This is a genomic window from Alkanindiges illinoisensis DSM 15370, assembly GCF_000619845.1.
Taxonomy (GTDB): Bacteria; Pseudomonadota; Gammaproteobacteria; order Pseudomonadales; family Moraxellaceae; genus Alkanindiges; species Alkanindiges illinoisensis.
In genome coordinates this window covers 1,328,922-1,345,908 of record NZ_JHUX01000003.1, presented here as the reverse complement: position 1 = coordinate 1,345,908, position 16,987 = coordinate 1,328,922, and the positions used below count along the sequence as shown (strand labels likewise).

The following is a 16,987-nucleotide window of genomic DNA, read 5'->3' as shown; positions in this document are numbered from 1 at the left end:
AGGAAAATTGATCATGAATAATTATGACCCATCGAACACGCAGTATTCTCACAACCTGCAAAACCTTGAGAGTAACCGCCAGCTTACCCTGATTATTTATATTCTGTATGCGCTAGGCCTGTTTTCAGGGATTACAGCCATTATTGCGATTGTCATGAATTATGTAAAGCGGGATGACGTGCGTGGCACCTGGCTGCAAAGTCATTTTGACTGGCAAATCAAAACCTTCTGGTGCGTGTTGGTTATTGGCCTGATTGGCACCATTACCCGTTTTATCCTGATTGGCTATGTCATTTTGTTTGCATTAACCCTGTGGTACATCTACCGCATGGTCAAAGGCGTTTTGGCATTTAATGAACGACATAGCATTGAGTAAAAATTCAATTTAACGTAGGCCAATCCCTAGGTTTGTTTTTCCCGGGGCTTGGTCTGCTGTTTATTGCGTTGTTCATACTCAATTACACTAAGCTTGCCATCACTTTCCATACAGGCCTTTTTGACCTGTTCAATATGTTCAATGCCCTGTTCACGCAACTGGCTAAGTAGTTCTGCCCGTGTTACAAATTCCTTGCGCATGTTGCGGTGAAGCATTTTGCCATTTCTAACCAGCGGCAAGGGCGGCGCATCCATCAGGCGCTCAAACCAGCGAAAATGATAACTCAGCCAGTCCAGAAAAAAGTTCCAGAACATTAGGGTAGCCACCAGAATCAGGCCATCCGGCACAGTTTTATAATCACCAGCCATACCATTTTGAGACGCATCGGCCAGCAAAATCACCAGCAGCAAATCGCCAGTTTCCATACCGCCAGCCTGTCGCTTTAAAATTACCCGCATTAGGATAATTAGCGCCAGGTACATGACTGTACCGCGCACAAATATTTCCAGCACGGGTATATCAAATGAAAAAACGCTATTCCAGTCCATGATTATTACGCGGGTTATTGTGATGGCATTAATTATGGCTGAAGCATTATTCAGGGAATGGAGTGAATTGGTTGGCATCACGTAACAGTTTGATCAATAATAAGTTGATCTCAAAATTCTTTAAGCCAATTATTTAAAGTAAGATATTTAGCCTAAGAGTAGGCATAAAAAAGCCATGCGGTCATGATTCAAAACATGACCTGACATGGCTTTGGTTCATACGTGACTTAAGACTGCTTAACACCTTAAAACAGGTTTTGGTCGTAGGTGGAGGATACCCGGTGAATACTTAAATCAGCACCGTTATATTCTTCTTCCGGGGTCAGGCGAATACCAATGGTGGCTTTTAAAATACCATACACCACAAAGCCGCCAGCCAGCGCAATGCTGATGCCCAAACTAGTGCCAATCAGTTGTGACATAAAGGAAACACCGCCCAGACCGCCCAGCGCCTGCAAGCCAAAAATGCCTGCGGCAAGACCCCCAAACGCACCACATACGCCATGGAGCGGCCAGACTCCCAGCACATCATCAACACGCAGGCGATTTTGGGTAAAGGTAAATAGCCAGACAAACAGGCCACCAGCCACACCGCCAATAAACAGTGCTCCCAGTGGGTGTACTACATCAGAACCGGCACAAATGGCGACTAACCCTGCCAATGGCCCGTTGTGCAAGAAACCGGGGTCGTTTTTGCCTAGTGTATTGGCCATTAGTGTGCCACCGACCATGGCCATCAGGGAATTTACTGCCACCAGCCCGGAAATGCCTTCGATTTTCTGGGCACTCATTACGTTAAAGCCAAACCAGCCTACAATTAAAATCCATGCGCCTAGTGCCAGAAAAGGAATGGAAGAGGGGGGATGCGCCGAGATTTTACCACCCTTGCCGTAACGACCCTGACGCGCTCCCAGCAGAATGATTGCAGGCAGGGCAATCCAGCCTCCCATGGCATGCACCACCACCGAACCGGCAAAGTCGTGGAAATTGGCGCCAAAGGTATGCAGCAGCCAATCCTGAATACCAAAATGATTGTTCCAGGCAATTCCTTCAAAGAAGGGGTAAACCAGCGCAACCAGTGTAAAGGTGGCAATGGTTTGTGGGCGGAACTTGGCCCGCTCGGCAATCCCCCCGGAAATAATGGCAGGTATGGCGGCAGCAAAGGTTAATAGGAAGAAAAACCTGATCAGGTTATAGCCGTGCTCGGTAGTAATGGCAGTATCGGCATGCATAAAATGCGTACCATAGGCCACATAATAGCCAATAAAGAAATAGGCAATGGTTGAAACGGCAAAGTCAGTCAGGATTTTACTTAAGGCATTCACCTGATTTTTTGTCCTGACTGTACCGACCTCTAAAAATGCGAACCCGGCATGCATGGCCAGCACCAAAATGGCGCCCAGAAGAAGAAATAAAACGTCATTGCTGGTCATAAATGAACCTGTTCCAAAACGGTTTTGAAAGGAGCTACTTACTTAATACTGGGTAATGTATATCAATTGTAATGCCAAGAATTAATTTAATTTATAATAAAATGATATTTAAAGAATAAATTTTAAAAATTGAAAAATTTTATAGCTATGAAAATTTGAGCCATTCTGGTGCCAGTCTTTTTTTGGTGCATAAAATGGCTGGTTTAGTGCAAAAAACTACCAAAGTGGTGCAGCATTGAATGAGCTATAATGGGTCGTATTTGCTTCATTTTTGACCAGTAAAAATCTAAAACTGAATAATGAAAATAAACTGATTACAGGGTATTTATTATGCAGGACACTTTTTGAAATGCAAATAACAACAATAAGGCAAAAGGTGAGGCCATGTACAGGACACGGAAGTATTAATTAATCATAGTATTTTTTTACTAAAAATCGTGCTCAATGGCTTTAAGGTTTATAGATGAGGTTTTTAACCAGATGGATGCAGTGTACTCATGAAGTAACTTTAAATTGCTGAAACTCTAAATTTATTAAGCCACTTGGTACAGCCATGTCAAAGGAGGATATTTAACAATGTCTATGAGTTCGTGGTTTTTTCAGTCTTGGCAGGATTTGGGCCGGGTTGTTGTGGTTGGCATACTGGCTTATATTGCGCTGATTTTTCTGTTACGGGTGTCGGGCAAACGCACCTTAACCAAGATGAATGCCTTTGATCTGGTCATCACTTTTGCGCTTGGCTCAACACTAGCGACAATATTATTATCCAAGGATGTCACGCTGGTTGAGGGAATAGTAGCTTTTATTGTGCTAATTTCCCTGCAATACATTCTTTCCTTTTGTTCGATACGCTCGCAAAAATTCAGGTCTGTTATTAAAAGCCGTCCGACTTTATTGTTTTATCACGGACAAGCCATTGAGCTGGCGATGAAGGAACAGCGTATTTCACCTGATGAAATTAGTGCAGCAGTACGGGCGCAAGGCATTGCCCATCTGCAGGAGGTTGAGGCAGTAATACTGGAAACTGATGGCAGCTTTAGCGTTATTTCAAAAACCGGAAAACTGGCCGATAGCATTAACCCAAATGTGCCCAACTATCCACCGAAGCAGATGTTTCCCCTGAGTGAATATATCTTTTAAGGTAAAAATAAAATCATTTAATGGGCCACTGCACTGGGCCACAGTTAAGCAGATCAATTTGATTTGTAATTGGGTTGGTAAAACTATAGCTCTGCTTTATACCACCTGGCCGGCAGCTACCCCCGATGCCCATGCCCACTGGAAATTAAAGCCGCCCAGATGACCTGTTACATCCATCACTTCACCAATAAAATACAGGCCTTTTTGCTTTTTGCTTTCCATGGTTTTGGAAGACAACTCGGTGGTATCCACACCGCCCAGTGTGACTTCTGCGGTGCGATAGCCTTCAGTGCCTGACGGTTTCTGCTCAAACTGTTGTAGTTGTCCGGCAATTTGTTGCAACACGGCATCCGGTAATTGCCCCAGCGCCATATCGCTATGCTGCGGCCAGACCAGTTGCTGGAGTTCGAGCACAATACTTTTGGCCATTAGCTCGCTGAGTACCGTGCGCAACAGTGATTTGGGCTGCGCCTGTTTTTTGTCAATCAGCCACTGGCCAAGATTCAACGCTGGAAAAAAATTGATAGAAATAGGCGAGCCAACCTGCCAGTAATTGGACAGTTGCAAACTGCTAGGGCCACTTAACCCCCGATGGGTAAACAGCAAGGCTTCGGTGAATTCAGCGTCTTGATTGCTTAAGGTCACATCCAGTGCATTGCCGGATAGGCGCTCAGTCACGGCCTTAAACTGGTTAGAAAAAGTAAAGGGTACTAGTCCAGCGCGGGTAGGATACACATGATGACCAAACTGTTTGGCTAACTCATAGCCAAACCCTGAACCGCCCAGTGTGGGAATGGACAAACCGCCACTGGCCACCACCAGCGATTCACACTGATAGCTGCCCAGATTAGTACTGAGGATAAACTGGCCATGATTACTGGTTTGTACATTGTCAATTTCAGTGCTGGTTTGAATGGTGACCTTGCCGGTTTTCTCGCATTCGGCCAGCAGCATGTTTAAAATATCCTTGGCGCTGTTCAGGCAAAACAACTGGCCGTGCTTGCGTTCTTCATAGGGAATTTTATAGTCACCAACCAGCCCCAGAAAATCCCACTGGGTATAGCGACTTAAGGCAGAAATCACAAAATGCGGATTGTGCGAAAGATAGTTTTCCGGCTCAACATACAGGTTAGTAAAATTACAGCGACCCCCGCCAGACATCAGGATTTTTTTGCCGACCTTATTGGCACGTTCCAGTACCAGCACGCGGCGGCCACGTTTGGCAGCAATCGCAGCACACATCAAGCCTGATGCACCAGCACCAATTATAATGACATCAGTTTGTAGCACGGAAATTTTCACAGCAATCTAAAAACCTAATTATAAGCGAGAAGCAGTCATTTAAGCCGTAAAAGTTTAAACCGCAAAAATTTATTCAATACCCAGATTTCGATGCTTAGATAACGCTGTTAAATCGACTGCTTAAGTTGCCTTGCAGGCCACCGGTATGAATTACCAGAATCTGGCTGTTTGCTGGAAAATAATGTTTATGAATTAAATCAAATAAACCAAACAGCATTTTGCCGGTATAAATCGGTTCAATTTCAATCCCGGTCTGGGCTTTAAAATCTTGCACAAACTGCAAAAGCGCAGGCGTGGTTCTGGCATAACCACCACCGTGATAATCGGGTATAAGCTGCCAGTTGGTTTTATTCGTCCATTGCTGGATTTGTGCTTGCAAGAAATCACCTTTGAGAGCGGGAAAGCCCAAAATGGTTTGCTGATCAGTACTGGATTCAATAATGCCTGCAATAGTGCCGCCTGTGCCTACCGCGCAGCAGACATAATCAAATTGTTGCTTGTCCTGTGCTGTCAATATTTCCCTGCAACCTTCTACAGCCAGTGCATTGGTTCCACCTTCCGGAATTAAATAAAATTCACCAAACTGGTTATTAAGCTTCTGGATAAAATCAGCCTGGCTTTTACTGCGATAATCCGCACGGCTGATAAACACAAGCTGCATGCCTTGTTGCTGGGCGAGCTTAAGCGTTGGATTGTCATTAATTTTATCAACCAGTTCTTCACCGCGAATAATACCAATGGTGTTAAAGCCAAATTCATCACCTGCCGCTGCCACCGCTGCAATATGGTTGGAATAGGCACCGCCAAACGTCAGCAAGGTGTTGTAGTCCATCTGCCGTGCTGCATGCAGATTGTATTTAAGCTTGCGGAATTTATTGCCGGAAATCTGCGGGTGTAGCAAATCTTCACGCTTGATAAAAACGCTAATATTGTTGGGAAATTCAAGCATCAGTCGCTGGTTAGGACTATTAGCCGCATCAATCAGCATCAGTAATCAACATATTAAAGTAACAGGCAAACGTGAATATATTGGCGGAAGTTTAAAATCTATTGGCAATGTTCGCTACAATAGACGCTGTTTTTATCATAAAAGATGGCCTGTCATGCTTAACGTCTATTTAACCGACCTGCAAAAAACTGCCACGCTGGATCTGGGGCAGGGTGCCAAGGATATTGCACAGGTGATGGCCCTCAAAAAGATTTTTTTAAGTACGGCTGACTTGCTGGAACCCGTATTGCCGGAAAACGTTAGCGGTAAAATCAATATTGCACAAATTGGCTGGCGCTCGACCCAAAGCGAGCTGGCTACCTTTAAGCAATTGGCAGATGACTGGCAAAAACTGGAATTGCGGCTGCGGGCCTATGCCGTATTTGCAGGCCGGGAAGCAATGGATATTATTGTGCAGGTGGCACAGCAACAGCGTCAGGCTCGCCTGAATGAAGCCGGTACATTCGATGCCAACCTGCTGGAAATGGATGTATTTATGCTTTACACCGTGCATCGGCAGCTGGATCAACTGCTGGCCAAAGACAAGCCTTATGCCACCAGCTTTTTGCAGGAATGGCCACAGTTTAAAGACACATTTACGTTGGTTAAGTAAGAATCTAAAAATTTTTATCTTTAAGCAGATGTATCCATCACTATTGCACAACAATAAAGCGTGTCCATTAAATTTCAAAACTGATTTACAATGGCGCGCTTTTTATGACAGCGCTATCAAATGAATCAACTGAGCGCTTTATTAGATGTAAAAGCTTTATCAAACAACAGGAACGAAAATGCCAAAGCAGTTTTTAAATTATGGGTTTGGAATAGTAGCAGCACTGGCTGGCCTGCTGAGTACCACCGCGCACGCTGATTTTATTGGCTTATATGTCGGTGTGGATGGCATGTATACCAAGGCAGAAGATAGCGCGGGGCAGTCGGATGACAAGTTTAATGCCGTGTACAATCTGGCCTTTGAGCATCCGATTCCATTTGTGCCTAACATCAAGCTGCGCTACAGCGATTTTAGCAATACTGAAAGCTCTGGCAATGCCCTGTATAACGTTGATCAGACCGTCGGTGTGCAAACGCTGGATGCGCTGGGCTATTACGAAATTCTGGACAATATCGTCAGTGTTGATGCCGGGCTTGGGGTAAAGCGGGTGAACACCAAGGATGCGGTGCGTTTAACCGTCGGTAATGCCGGCGCTATAGTTAAAAATAACTATGATGAAACCGTACCAGCCTTATATGTTGCTGCGGGCGGCAAGCTGCCATTTACCGGTTTTAGCGCCAAAGCGGAAGTAATGGCAGGCCAGAATAGCGATGCGGATTTTAGTGATATCAATGCTGAAGTGAAATACAACTTTATTCAGAATATTGCGCTGGATCTGGGTGTAAAGTTTGGCTACCGCGCCATGACCATCAATTTTGATGATGATTCAAACAGTAGCTTTGACAAGATTGAAGCAAAAGGGCCTTATTTAGGGTTGGAAGCGCATTTTTAATCTGTTGATTGCTTTATCTATTAAGCCGGTTGCTTTATAAAGTAATCGGCTTTTTTATAGCTTATTCAAACCAGTTAATTAGCCGAAGTCCACAAATTGTTTCAAAATCCTTGGTATTACGAGTAACCAGACTTAAACCCTGTGACATTGCAATTGCTGCAATCTGGCCATCTGCAAAAGGCAGGGTTTGGCCAATTCTCTGTGCTTCTACTCTAATTTCTGCATGAATTTTTGCTGCTGCCGTGTCATACGGCAATATCGGAACTAGGCTCACTACATCGTGAAGAAAGAGGCCAATGGACTGCTTACGTTTGCTGTTAGGCATCCTTAACCAGCCGAAGCGCAGTTCGTGCCAGACCAGACTTGGAATCGCAATTTCCTGTTTATAACCTTGAAACTGCTGTAGAACATGAGGATGAGGTTCAGCTTTGACCAATTCTGAAATAATATTTGTGTCTAATAAAAGGCTAACCTGACTTACCAAGAGAAATCCCGTCCTTCAGATTGGTCGCGTTCAACTATAAAGTCTTCGTCAGAATCGTTTAACTCATCTTTAAATCTTTCTCGCCAAGCGTTAAGGCTCTCCGCAATATCTGAGGGCTGACCTGTTAGTTTTTGATATTCTGGAACAGACATCAAAACAGCGGTAGTCTGGCCGCGTTGGGAAATAAAGACTTTTTCACCTTGCTTGCTCTGGTCGATAAGATCGGCAAGGTGAGCACGTGCTTGCGTAAAAGGAATGGAGGTCATGGGTAGTTCCTTTTTTAGATGTACATTTAGATTGTACATTTAGTGGTAAATTTTCTCAAGTTTTTTAATAAGTACTGATGCTTCGATCTGCAACACTTCACATAGTTCAATAAACTCTAGGACATCCAGCTTTCTATCTTTTCCCTCAATTTTTGCAATATAAGACTGTGGCTTGCCTAATCTTTGGGCAATTTCGGATTGGGTTAAATTAGCCTGTTTCCGGGCTGTTATTAAATTATCTATAAGCTTTTGATAGCGTTGTTGATAGATGGTCTTCAAGATTTTTTGCCAAGCCTTACATTTGGCTTGACAGTTTTATCCTGTTTTAGAATAATCCCATTTTAGGATATTTATTTGGGTTTTATAAGACTATGACGAGTAAATGCATCGGGTGCAAAATATGTTCCCAATCAATAGCAAGCAGTATTACAAGATTTTTCTGGCTATTATTTGTCTATCTACCATTTCTAAGCTGGAACTATGGATTATTCAAAAGAAGATGTCCGCGTTGTGGGCACTGGAAAACGCATCATTAATTCGTCATATCAACTATGAATAGGGAAGAAATATGATAAGTTTTAAAAAGAGTCACTTTTACTTGATAACTATGTTTTTGTGTTTGTCTGGACAGGTAAGTGCTAATCCAAAGTACAGAGATTATCCAGTGACTGAATATTATAAAGGTTCTGCTGCAAAGTTGGTTTTAAATAATGAGATAGCCAAAAGTTTTCCTACTCGTTTAAATGAAGCACTGAAAAGTAAACCTGTATTAGCAGGTGAATATGTCATCGCAGGATGGGGATGTGGCAGTAGTGGCTGTTATGATACTGTTATTGTTAATAAACGAACTGGGCAGGTCGTGCCAAAAATATTTGAGGCCTATAGCGCATTTGATTATGATAAGGGTGAAGATGGGCCAAGGGTTGGTGAAGAAATAGAGTCACCACGTTTGGATAGTCGTCTGTTAGTGACAGAGGAAGTGGTTGAAGGGAAGGACGGAAAATACTTATATTTTGCAAATTATTATCTTTTAGATAACAGCCAGTTAAAACGTATTAAGCGGGTTACCCTAAAGAAATAATTTAAATTGATGATACATTGAGCCAAAGCATAGTCTGGCTCAATGAGTAGCAGTGTAATGGTTCTAACCTATAAGGCCTCTAACTGCGCTTTCTGACTATTCAGCTTCTGCAATTGCTCACCCAAATCCGCCAGCACTGCTTTCTCAGCTTCCACCACATTGGCAGGCGCTTTGGACAGAAAGCCCTGATTAGACAGTTTGCCATTGAGTACATCAAACTGCTTTTGCAGCTTCTCAATTTTCTTGGTCAAGCGGCCAATTTCAGCTTGCGGATCAATCAGGCCTTTCATGGGTACAAAAATGGAAACCTGACCAACCACACTACTGGACGACAGCGGTGGTTCCTGATCATTGGACAGGAATTCAATTGTTTCCACTTTGGATAATGCCTTAAACAATGGTTCAATGCGGCTTAGTTGCTCACGTTCCTTGTTACTCACATTTTTCAGCAACACGGGCAGCGAGCGGGCGTTACCCAAGCCCATTTCACCACGAATATTACGCACCGCACCAATCAGGCCTTGTAACCACAGCATGTCGGCTTCGGCCTGTTCATTGATTTTGGCATCTTCCGGCTGCGGGAAAGGTGCCAGCATAATGGTAGCGTCATCGCGACCAACAGCTTTTTTACCAATCATGGGCGCAACGGTTTGCCAGATTTCTTCAGTCAAGAATGGCATCAGTGGATGCAGCAAACGCAAGCTGCTTTCCAGCGTAGCAAGCAGCACACGACGCACTTCGGCCTTGCGTTCTTCACTCACCTCGTCACTGTTCAATACTGGCTTGGTTAGTTCTACATACCAGTCGCAATATTCATTCCAGATAAAGTCGTACATGGTTTGTGCCACCATATCCAGACGATAATCTGCAAAGGCTTTATGCACGGCAGCTTCAGCCTTTTGCAGGCGGCTGACAATCCACTGTTCCGGCAGTTCCCACAGGTCAGTGCGTGGTGCTTGACCAACAGTTTTACCTTCCACATTCATCAATACAAAACGGGTAGCATTCCAGATCTTGTTGCAGAAGTTACGGTAGCCTTCGACACGTTTTAAGTCAAACTTGATGTCACGTCCGGTATTAGCCAGCGCACAGAAAGTAAAACGTAGCGCATCGGTGCCATAAGCATTAATGCCATCCGGGAATTCCTTGCGGGTGGCTTTCTCAATCTTGGCGGCATCCTTGGGATTCATCAGGCCGGTGGTACGCTTGGCAATCAGGGTTTCCAGATCAATACCGTCAACCAGGTCTAATGGATCAAGCACGTTGCCCTTGGATTTGGACATTTTCTGGCCTTCGCCATCACGCACCAGCCCATGCACATATACTGTTTTAAACGGCACTTGTGGTTTACCGTTTTCATCTTTGACAAAATGCAGTGTCATCATAATCATCCGGGCAACCCAGAAGAAAATAATGTCAAAGCCAGTCACCAGCACATCGGTAGAATGGAACGTTTTTAAGAAATAATTTTCCGCATCCTTGGCGGCATCGCCGGTCCAGTCCAGCGTTGAGAACGTCCACAGGGCAGAGGAGAACCATGTATCTAATACATCTTCATCCTGATTCAGGCTGATATCGCTACCCAGATTATATTTCTGGCGCACTTCATCTTCACTGCGACCCACATAAACCGAACCATCCTGCGCGTACCATGCGGGAATCCGATGTCCCCACCACAACTGGCGGCTAATACACCAGTCCTGAATGTTGTTCATCCAGGCCATATACATGTTGCTGTATTGCTCAGGCACAAACTTGATGTCGCCATTTTTAACGGCTTCAATGGCAGGCTCGGCCAGCGGGGCAATTTTCACGTACCACTGGTCGGTTAGCAGCGGTTCAACAATCACACCGGAACGGTCACCGCGCGGTGCTTTGAGGGTGTACGGCTCAATTTTTTCCAGCCAGCCCTCACTTTCGGCCTGTGCTACCAGTTTTTTGCGTGCTGCAAAGCGTTCCACACCGGCATAGTCGCTTGGTGCTGCAAGAGTTTGGGTGATTGGCTGGCCCGCTTTTTCAATCCAGTCAAACTCAGCCTGAATTTCTGCATTTTTATTAAAGATATTAATTAACGGCAGGTTATGGCGCTTGCCCAGTTCATAGTCATTAAAGTCATGCGCCGGGGTAATTTTTACGCAACCGGTGCCAAAATCTTTTTCAACATAGTCATCGCCTACGATCGGCACTAAACGGCCAGTAATCGGCAGGCGAATGTTTTGTCCAATCAGGTGCTTGTAGCGTTCATCGTCTGGATGCACAGCAACGGCAGTATCGCCCAGCAAAGTTTCAGGACGCGTGGTGGCTACTACCAGATAATTATCACCATTACTGGCTGTGGTGCTGTTATTTTCAAAGAAATACTTAAAGTGCCACAGTGAACCCTGTTCTTCGTTATTTTCAACTTCAAGGTCAGACAAGGCAGTGTGCAGTTTTGGATCCCAGTTCACCAGACGCTTGCCGCGATAAATCAGGCCTTCTTCGTGCAGGCGTACAAATACTTCTTTTACCGCATTGGACAGGCCTTCATCCATGGTAAAGCGTTCGCGTGACCAGTCGACCGAAGAACCCAGACGGCGAATTTGCTGGGTAATGGTGCCACCGGATTTTTCCTTCCATTCCCAGACTTGTCTAATGAAGTCTTCACGGCCAAGATCATGGCGGCTAATGTTTTGCGCGGCCAGTTGGCGTTCTACCACCATTTGCGTAGCAATACCGGCATGGTCGGTGCCCGGTTGCCATAAAGTGTTGTCGCCCAGCATCCGGTGATAGCGAATCATGGCGTCCATAATCGCATTGTTAAAGCCATGACCCATGTGCAGGCTACCGGTCACATTGGGCGGTGGAATCATGATGGTAAACGGTTTGGCCCCACCTTGCGGCTTAAAATAGCCCTGTTTTTCCCACACGTTATACCAGTGTGCTTCAATGGCAGCTGGGTCATAAGTGGTGGAAATATTTTGCTGGCTGGCTGGGTTTTGGTCAGCGGTATTGTCTGCTGCGCTGTTGTCAACTGTATTGGTCATCGACAAAAATCCGAAAATCGTTTGAAAAAAATTGCAACTATTGTAGCGGATTTTGTGCGCTTTTTGCGATTAAACGTAGTGCAAGCTGTGTAGTCATCGTCTTGATCTTTACAAGGTATTGATCTTTTGTCATAACCTTAGCCAACGGATTGGGAAATCTAGCAATGCCTAAAGAAAATTTTAATGGTCAGGTGATTTGGATTACTGGTGCATCCAGTGGCATTGGCGAAGCGCTGGCCAAGCAGTTTGCCAAACTGGGCGCGCAGGTGGTATTGAGCGCGCGGCGGGAAGAAGAGCTCAAGCGGGTAGCACGCCAACTCGAAAATTCCGAACAGCACATGATTTTGCCACTGGATGTGACGGATTATGCATCGCTGGCTACAGCGTATGGCGAAGTAATCCAGAAAAAAGGCCGACTGGATTGCCTAATTAACAATGCAGGCGTTAGCCAGCGGGCACTGATTTGTGACACGCTGGATCATACCGATCGCCAGATTATGGAAATTGATTATTTCGCGCCAGTTGCTTTAACCCGCGTGGTGCTGCCGAGCATGCTCAAGCAGGGTTCAGGGCATGTGGTATTTATTTCCAGTGTGGCCGGTTTGCTGGGAACCCAGTATCGGGCCAGTTATGCAGCAGCAAAAGGTGCCATTCATTTGTGGGCCAATAGTTTGCGTGCCGAGCTGGCCGATCAGGGCTTGCAGGTGTCGGTGATTTTTCCTGGTTTTGTTAAAACCAATGTATCCGTGGCAGCTTTAAAAGGCAATGGTGATCAGCTGGGAACCATGGATGACGCGCAGGCCAATGCCATGAGTAGTAATGAATTTGCCGAGCAGGCAGTACAGGCACTTCTGGCTGGACGTGAATATATCGTGATTGGTGGGTTAAAGGAAAAGGTCGGCGTATGGCTGTCACGGCTATATCCGCCATTAATGTACAGGATGATCCGTAAAAGCAAGGTGCGTTAAATTAACGCTAAGCCAGTAACATTCAACTGGGCAGAAAGTACAACATTTAAAAAACAGGATGCACTATATATGGAAACCCAGTACGCCGTTGCTTTACCGCTCAATGATTTAATCCGGCAGGAGCTGGAACAGTTGCATACCTCATCGGTGGCCCACGACAGCTCAATTGCTGAAAAAGCAGGGCGCTTAATGAGTGAAGCCACTTGTCATATTATTGATTATATCTTTACTGACATGGTGCAGCAATTTGCTAGTGTCAAGGAAATGGCTGAAGAAAAAATTGCCAGCTTCAAGGAGTCCCTAAGCCATATTGAAGAAATCAAGGGCATTATTCGCAAGTATTTTGGCTGGGCTGTCAGTTGGTTTGATGCCAAACGCCTAAAGCCGGTGATTGCGCATTATCACCAACTGATTAATGAGTGCTCCATTAATAGTGCTGCCATTCCATGCCTGATTTATGCCATACCTGACAAGCTGGCGCAAAAAGCCCTTAATGCTCTGGCTGATTTAAAAGATCTGAAAGCGGACAATGCACTACATGCTATCGAATGCCTGATTGAAATTATTGATGTGGGCGTGACCAAGCTGTTAAAAGAGCCTAAGGAATTGCTGAAGTTTAACTTTATTGCCAATAAAACTCTGGACGGGGTCATGAACATGACCACGGCTTTATCCTATAAAAGCTTGCGCAAGCTAGGCAATGCAATGGATCCGGCATTATTTCAAACAGCCTCAGGCCACTTGCAACAGTTTATTATTCCGCATCCGCTTAGCTGGCATGAAGCTGTCGATACAGGCCCGGCGTTACACCCGTCCATTTCTTGAAGGCACGGTGAAAAGTACTGGTTTCGCTAAAACCCACCTGTTGTGCCACGTCCTCTAAAGATAGTTCTGGCTTGAGCAGCAGGTGAATGGCAGTGTCACGGCGCAGGTTGTCTTTTACACCCTGATAGCTTTTACCTTCGGCAGCAAGACGACGGCGCAGGGTTTGCGGGGACAGGTACAGCATGGAAGCCACTTCATTCAGGGTTGGCATTTCTTCGCCAATATGACTTTTCAGCACTTCACGAATACGCGAGGTGAGTGAGCTGGCATTCTTGAATTTGACCAATAACTGCGCAGGCGCACTCTTTAAGAATTCCTGCAGGCTGGCTTCGGTTTGGCGAATCGGCAAATCCAGATAATCCGCTGCAAAGGTCACTTCGGTGCGCTGTGCATCAAACTTGATGACCGGTGAGAAAAATAGTGCATCGTATTCATCAACATGATTGGGCTGCGGATAGGCAAACTGCACGCGTTCCAGTGGAATACGCCGTTCAATCAGCCACGAGGCTAAACCATGCCAGATCATCAGCATGCTTTCGGTAATAAAATGATCCGGGTCATGTTCAGGGGGAATCTGAGTTACCATGCGGGCTTCATGGGTGTCGCGTTCAATGCTCACGGCCCAGTCATCACCAAACAGGCGGTAAAATTGCGCGCTTAAATCCAGTGCTTTACCCAGTGTTCCGGCATGAATAATCAGCTGGCACATGATAGAAAACGTGCCCAATCTACGTGGCTGGGCATCAAACCCCAGGTGTTCATCCTGCGTCACCAGCCACAGGGTTTGCGCCAGACGGGTGTACTGGTCTGGCGAAACACGGGCCTTTGGCTGGCTGAGCAATTCTGGCTCAATTCCCACACGGGACAATAAAGCATTGACATCAAGACCCATCCGGCGAACGCCTGTCAGGGCTGCGTTGACAAAGTGAATGCTAATGGTGTCACGGTTCATCATCGACCTCGGGAACTATAAAACGCCTAAATGTGATATCAATCAATGTCATTTGGGCTAAAACCAGAATGCAAAAATCCAGATATAACGAACTGATATCACTACTTTACCATAGCATATCTGGCTGATTAATTTGAGTTCATTTCAGGACAAAATACGAACTGACAAGTTTGCTCAGCCAAACTGGCAACTATCGTCATTGCTCACAGGCCTTGGCACATTCTAGGCTCGCTGATGATTTAAACCGACTTTGGCCATTATTGTATTGGCCGTTTAACTGGAAATTCCATGACACAAAATACGACTCAATCCAATGCGCCATCTGCTTCATCAGCACCTTCACCATCAACTGGTTCAAGCACACCGCTGGCTGGTTTGAAAGTACTGGATTTTTCAACCTTGCTGCCGGGGCCATTTGCAACCTTGATGCTGGCTGATCTGGGCGCTGAAGTGATTCATGTAGAATCACCCACACGGGTTGATCTGGTGCGTGTGATGCCACCGTATGCGGATGGCCAGGCCACAGCGCATGCCTATTTAAACCGTAATAAAAAATCACTGGCAGTTGACCTTAAAAACCCCGAAAACATTGAAAAAATAAAAGGCCTGCTGGCCGAGTTTGATATTGTGGTTGAGCAGTTTCGTCCTGGCGTCATGCAACGGTTGGGACTGGGTTATGATGATTTAAAAGCCATTAACCCACGCCTGATTTATTGCTCCATTACCGGTTATGGCCAAACCGGTTCCTATAAGGATCGTGCAGGTCATGACATTAACTATATGTCGCTGGCTGGCGTTTCCGGTCATAGCGGGCGGCAGGACAGTGGCCCACCAGCGCTGGGCATTCAGGTTGCTGATGTGGCAGGTGGTTCATTGCATGCAGTAATTGGTGTATTGGCAGCCGTGATTGAGCGTAACCAGAGCGGGCAGGGCCAGCATATTGATATCTCGATGACCGACTGCGTATTTACCTTAAACAACATGGCAGCTTCAGCGCAGATTGCAGGTGGGGAAGATCAGGCACCGGAAGCAGCAACCTTAAATGGCGGCAGTTATTACGATTATTTTAAAACCTCGGATGGCCGTTATATTTCTGTGGGTAGCCTGGAGCCACAATTCATGATGGGCTTAAGTGCTGCCTTAAACCTGCCTGTTCTAGCGCAAAAAGGCGCATCCATGTTTAATGAGGATCGTCAGGCGGTTAAGCAGGCAGTCAGTGAGGCGATTGCAGCACAGCCATTTAGCCACTGGCAGCAGGTGTTTGCAGCACTGGATGTGTGTGTTGAACCTGTTTTAACCCTCAAAGAAGCAGCAGATTCACCACTGGCGCAGGAACGCGGCTGGGTGGTTGATGTACCCTTGACCGCTGAACAGGCAGCTAGTCAAAAACAACTGGCTTGCCCAATCAAGTTTTCTAGAAGCCAGGCGCGCTATGACTATGCAGGCCAGCAACTAGGTGAAACTGGCTGGGAAGATTTATAAGCAGTGCCAAATATGACTGGTTTATGATGTTTTGCTAAATTCCCCTTCTTGCGCTGTAAAATGCTTTAGCCGTATTTTTTGCTCAAGTGAGCGAAGCACAAGAGAGGGTTATGAAAAAAGTCTAATAGAACTTTCTTTTATGTAAGCCTATTCATCGACCAGTTAAATCTTTGCAGTTAGCGTTAATGCATAAATGTAGGCCTAATACTTTATTATTTTAATGTTTAAAACCAAAGGCTTAATTTTGATTCCTAAACTATGGTCAAATCATTGTAGAGCGATTAGCGAACACTTGGTTAACAATTGTTAACTTTTGTAAGCCATGGCGTACAGAGATTGGGGTTGTGGCGACTGTTTTGGAAAGGCCAGATGCGAGATGATGTGTTTAGCGAATCAAGGATGACATGGCACGGATTAGCCATAAGGATAGCGCTAACTGAGAGGTTGGCAACAATCGCAAGGCTCGATGGGATATATCGAGAACAGGATGTACAGCAGGATGCTAAAGAAATGCCCGGCCATTCAGGATGAATATTGTCGGGCTTTTTTATATCTCAATGTTTACACCCTAGGGATTTTAAATTAACAGGCATTTTAAATCGCAGGTCATTTAA

General features: G+C 45.4%; 18 protein-coding genes. 9 read left to right on the top strand and 9 right to left on the bottom strand.

Translation table 11 applies throughout. The features are described 5' to 3' along the window. Positions 1-55 precede the first annotated feature (55 nt). The gene (locus Q337_RS0106785) at positions 56-376 is read left to right on the top strand and encodes a DUF4870 family protein (protein ID WP_026470959.1); all 321 of its coding nucleotides are present in this window, start codon (positions 56-58) and stop codon (positions 374-376) included. Between the two features lie 26 nt (positions 377-402). Here the strand turns inward: Q337_RS0106785 and Q337_RS17015 are convergent, their stop codons facing one another. Together Q337_RS17015 and Q337_RS0106775 are read right to left on the bottom strand one after the other, a co-directional pair. After that, positions 403-924: a DUF421 domain-containing protein gene (locus Q337_RS17015; RefSeq protein ID WP_034279244.1), complete on the bottom strand. Its 522-nt coding sequence runs from the start codon at positions 922-924 to the stop codon at positions 403-405. 245 nt (positions 925-1,169) lie between these two features. Further along, on the bottom strand, positions 1,170-2,357 hold the full coding sequence (locus Q337_RS0106775) for an ammonium transporter (RefSeq protein ID WP_026470958.1): 1,188 nt from the start codon (positions 2,355-2,357) through the stop codon (positions 1,170-1,172). Between the two features lie 576 nt (positions 2,358-2,933). Between Q337_RS0106775 and Q337_RS17010 the strand changes: the two genes are divergently transcribed. After that, positions 2,934-3,497 carry a DUF421 domain-containing protein gene (locus Q337_RS17010; RefSeq protein WP_211253593.1) on the top strand — a complete coding sequence of 188 codons (564 nt, stop codon included), beginning with the start codon at positions 2,934-2,936 and terminating at the stop codon, positions 3,495-3,497. A 96-nt stretch (positions 3,498-3,593) separates the two neighbouring features. Here the strand turns inward: Q337_RS17010 and Q337_RS0106760 are convergent, their stop codons facing one another. Then, complete coding sequence (locus Q337_RS0106760; protein ID WP_051526735.1) at positions 3,594-4,739, bottom strand: BaiN/RdsA family NAD(P)/FAD-dependent oxidoreductase; 1,146 nt, start codon at positions 4,737-4,739, stop codon at positions 3,594-3,596. Positions 4,740-4,893: 154 nt separating this feature from the next. Next, the gene (locus tag Q337_RS0106755; RefSeq protein WP_026470956.1) at positions 4,894-5,787 is read right to left on the bottom strand and encodes a 1-aminocyclopropane-1-carboxylate deaminase/D-cysteine desulfhydrase; all 894 of its coding nucleotides are present in this window, start codon (positions 5,785-5,787) and stop codon (positions 4,894-4,896) included. 115 nt (positions 5,788-5,902) lie between these two features. Here Q337_RS0106755 and Q337_RS0106750 point away from each other — a divergent pair, with 115 nt between their 5' ends. Together Q337_RS0106750 and Q337_RS0106745 are read left to right on the top strand one after the other, a co-directional pair. Then, positions 5,903-6,400 carry a hypothetical protein gene (locus tag Q337_RS0106750; RefSeq protein WP_026470955.1) on the top strand — a complete coding sequence of 166 codons (498 nt, stop codon included), beginning with the start codon at positions 5,903-5,905 and terminating at the stop codon, positions 6,398-6,400. Between the two features lie 178 nt (positions 6,401-6,578). Continuing rightward, positions 6,579-7,292, top strand: a complete 714-nt coding sequence (locus Q337_RS0106745; protein ID WP_051526627.1) for a TIGR04219 family outer membrane beta-barrel protein — start codon at positions 6,579-6,581, stop codon at positions 7,290-7,292. A gap of 61 nt (positions 7,293-7,353) precedes the next feature. On the opposite strand, the gene Q337_RS0106740 is transcribed toward Q337_RS0106745, so the two are convergent. From Q337_RS0106740 to Q337_RS0106730, 3 genes are read right to left on the bottom strand one after another with little or no spacing between them, the layout of a single operon-like run. After that, positions 7,354-7,776, bottom strand: coding sequence for a type II toxin-antitoxin system VapC family toxin (locus Q337_RS0106740; RefSeq protein ID WP_026470953.1), 423 nt, complete (start codon positions 7,774-7,776; stop codon positions 7,354-7,356). After that, a complete protein-coding gene (locus Q337_RS0106735) occupies positions 7,770-8,042 on the bottom strand; it encodes a type II toxin-antitoxin system Phd/YefM family antitoxin (protein WP_026470952.1) in 273 nt (90 codons plus the stop codon). Before Q337_RS0106735 ends, Q337_RS0106740 begins: the two co-directional genes overlap by 7 nt. Positions 8,043-8,081: 39 nt before the next feature. Beyond that, positions 8,082-8,321 (bottom strand): helix-turn-helix domain-containing protein, encoded by a 240-nt coding sequence (locus tag Q337_RS0106730; RefSeq protein WP_026470951.1) that lies wholly within the window; start codon positions 8,319-8,321, stop codon positions 8,082-8,084. Between the two features lie 121 nt (positions 8,322-8,442). Here Q337_RS0106730 and Q337_RS18785 point away from each other — a divergent pair, with 121 nt between their 5' ends. Both Q337_RS18785 and Q337_RS0106720 read left to right on the top strand, forming a co-directional pair. Further along, positions 8,443-8,601: a hypothetical protein gene (locus Q337_RS18785; RefSeq protein ID WP_156935718.1), complete on the top strand. Its 159-nt coding sequence runs from the start codon at positions 8,443-8,445 to the stop codon at positions 8,599-8,601. A gap of 9 nt (positions 8,602-8,610) precedes the next feature. Then, positions 8,611-9,123, top strand: coding sequence for a hypothetical protein (locus Q337_RS0106720; RefSeq protein ID WP_026470950.1), 513 nt, complete (start codon positions 8,611-8,613; stop codon positions 9,121-9,123). A 68-nt stretch (positions 9,124-9,191) separates the two neighbouring features. Here the strand turns inward: Q337_RS0106720 and Q337_RS0106715 are convergent, their stop codons facing one another. Next, positions 9,192-12,146, bottom strand: a complete 2,955-nt coding sequence (locus Q337_RS0106715) for a valine--tRNA ligase (protein WP_051526626.1) — start codon at positions 12,144-12,146, stop codon at positions 9,192-9,194. A 164-nt stretch (positions 12,147-12,310) separates the two neighbouring features. Between Q337_RS0106715 and Q337_RS0106710 the strand changes: the two genes are divergently transcribed. After that, positions 12,311-13,114, top strand: coding sequence for an SDR family oxidoreductase (locus Q337_RS0106710; protein WP_026470948.1), 804 nt, complete (start codon positions 12,311-12,313; stop codon positions 13,112-13,114). Positions 13,115-13,183: 69 nt separating this feature from the next. Then, positions 13,184-13,939, top strand: coding sequence for a hypothetical protein (locus tag Q337_RS0106705; protein ID WP_026470947.1), 756 nt, complete (start codon positions 13,184-13,186; stop codon positions 13,937-13,939). Here the strand turns inward: Q337_RS0106705 and Q337_RS0106700 are convergent. Then, a complete protein-coding gene (locus Q337_RS0106700) occupies positions 13,884-14,891 on the bottom strand; it encodes an AraC family transcriptional regulator (protein ID WP_026470946.1) in 1,008 nt (335 codons plus the stop codon). The two genes, Q337_RS0106705 and Q337_RS0106700, sit on opposite strands and share 56 nt — an antisense overlap. Positions 14,892-15,179: 288 nt before the next feature. On the opposite strand from Q337_RS0106700, the gene Q337_RS0106695 reads away from it, so the two are divergent. Beyond that, positions 15,180-16,373 (top strand): CaiB/BaiF CoA transferase family protein, encoded by a 1,194-nt coding sequence (locus Q337_RS0106695; RefSeq protein ID WP_084494739.1) that lies wholly within the window; start codon positions 15,180-15,182, stop codon positions 16,371-16,373. Positions 16,374-16,987: the final 614 nt, after the last annotated feature.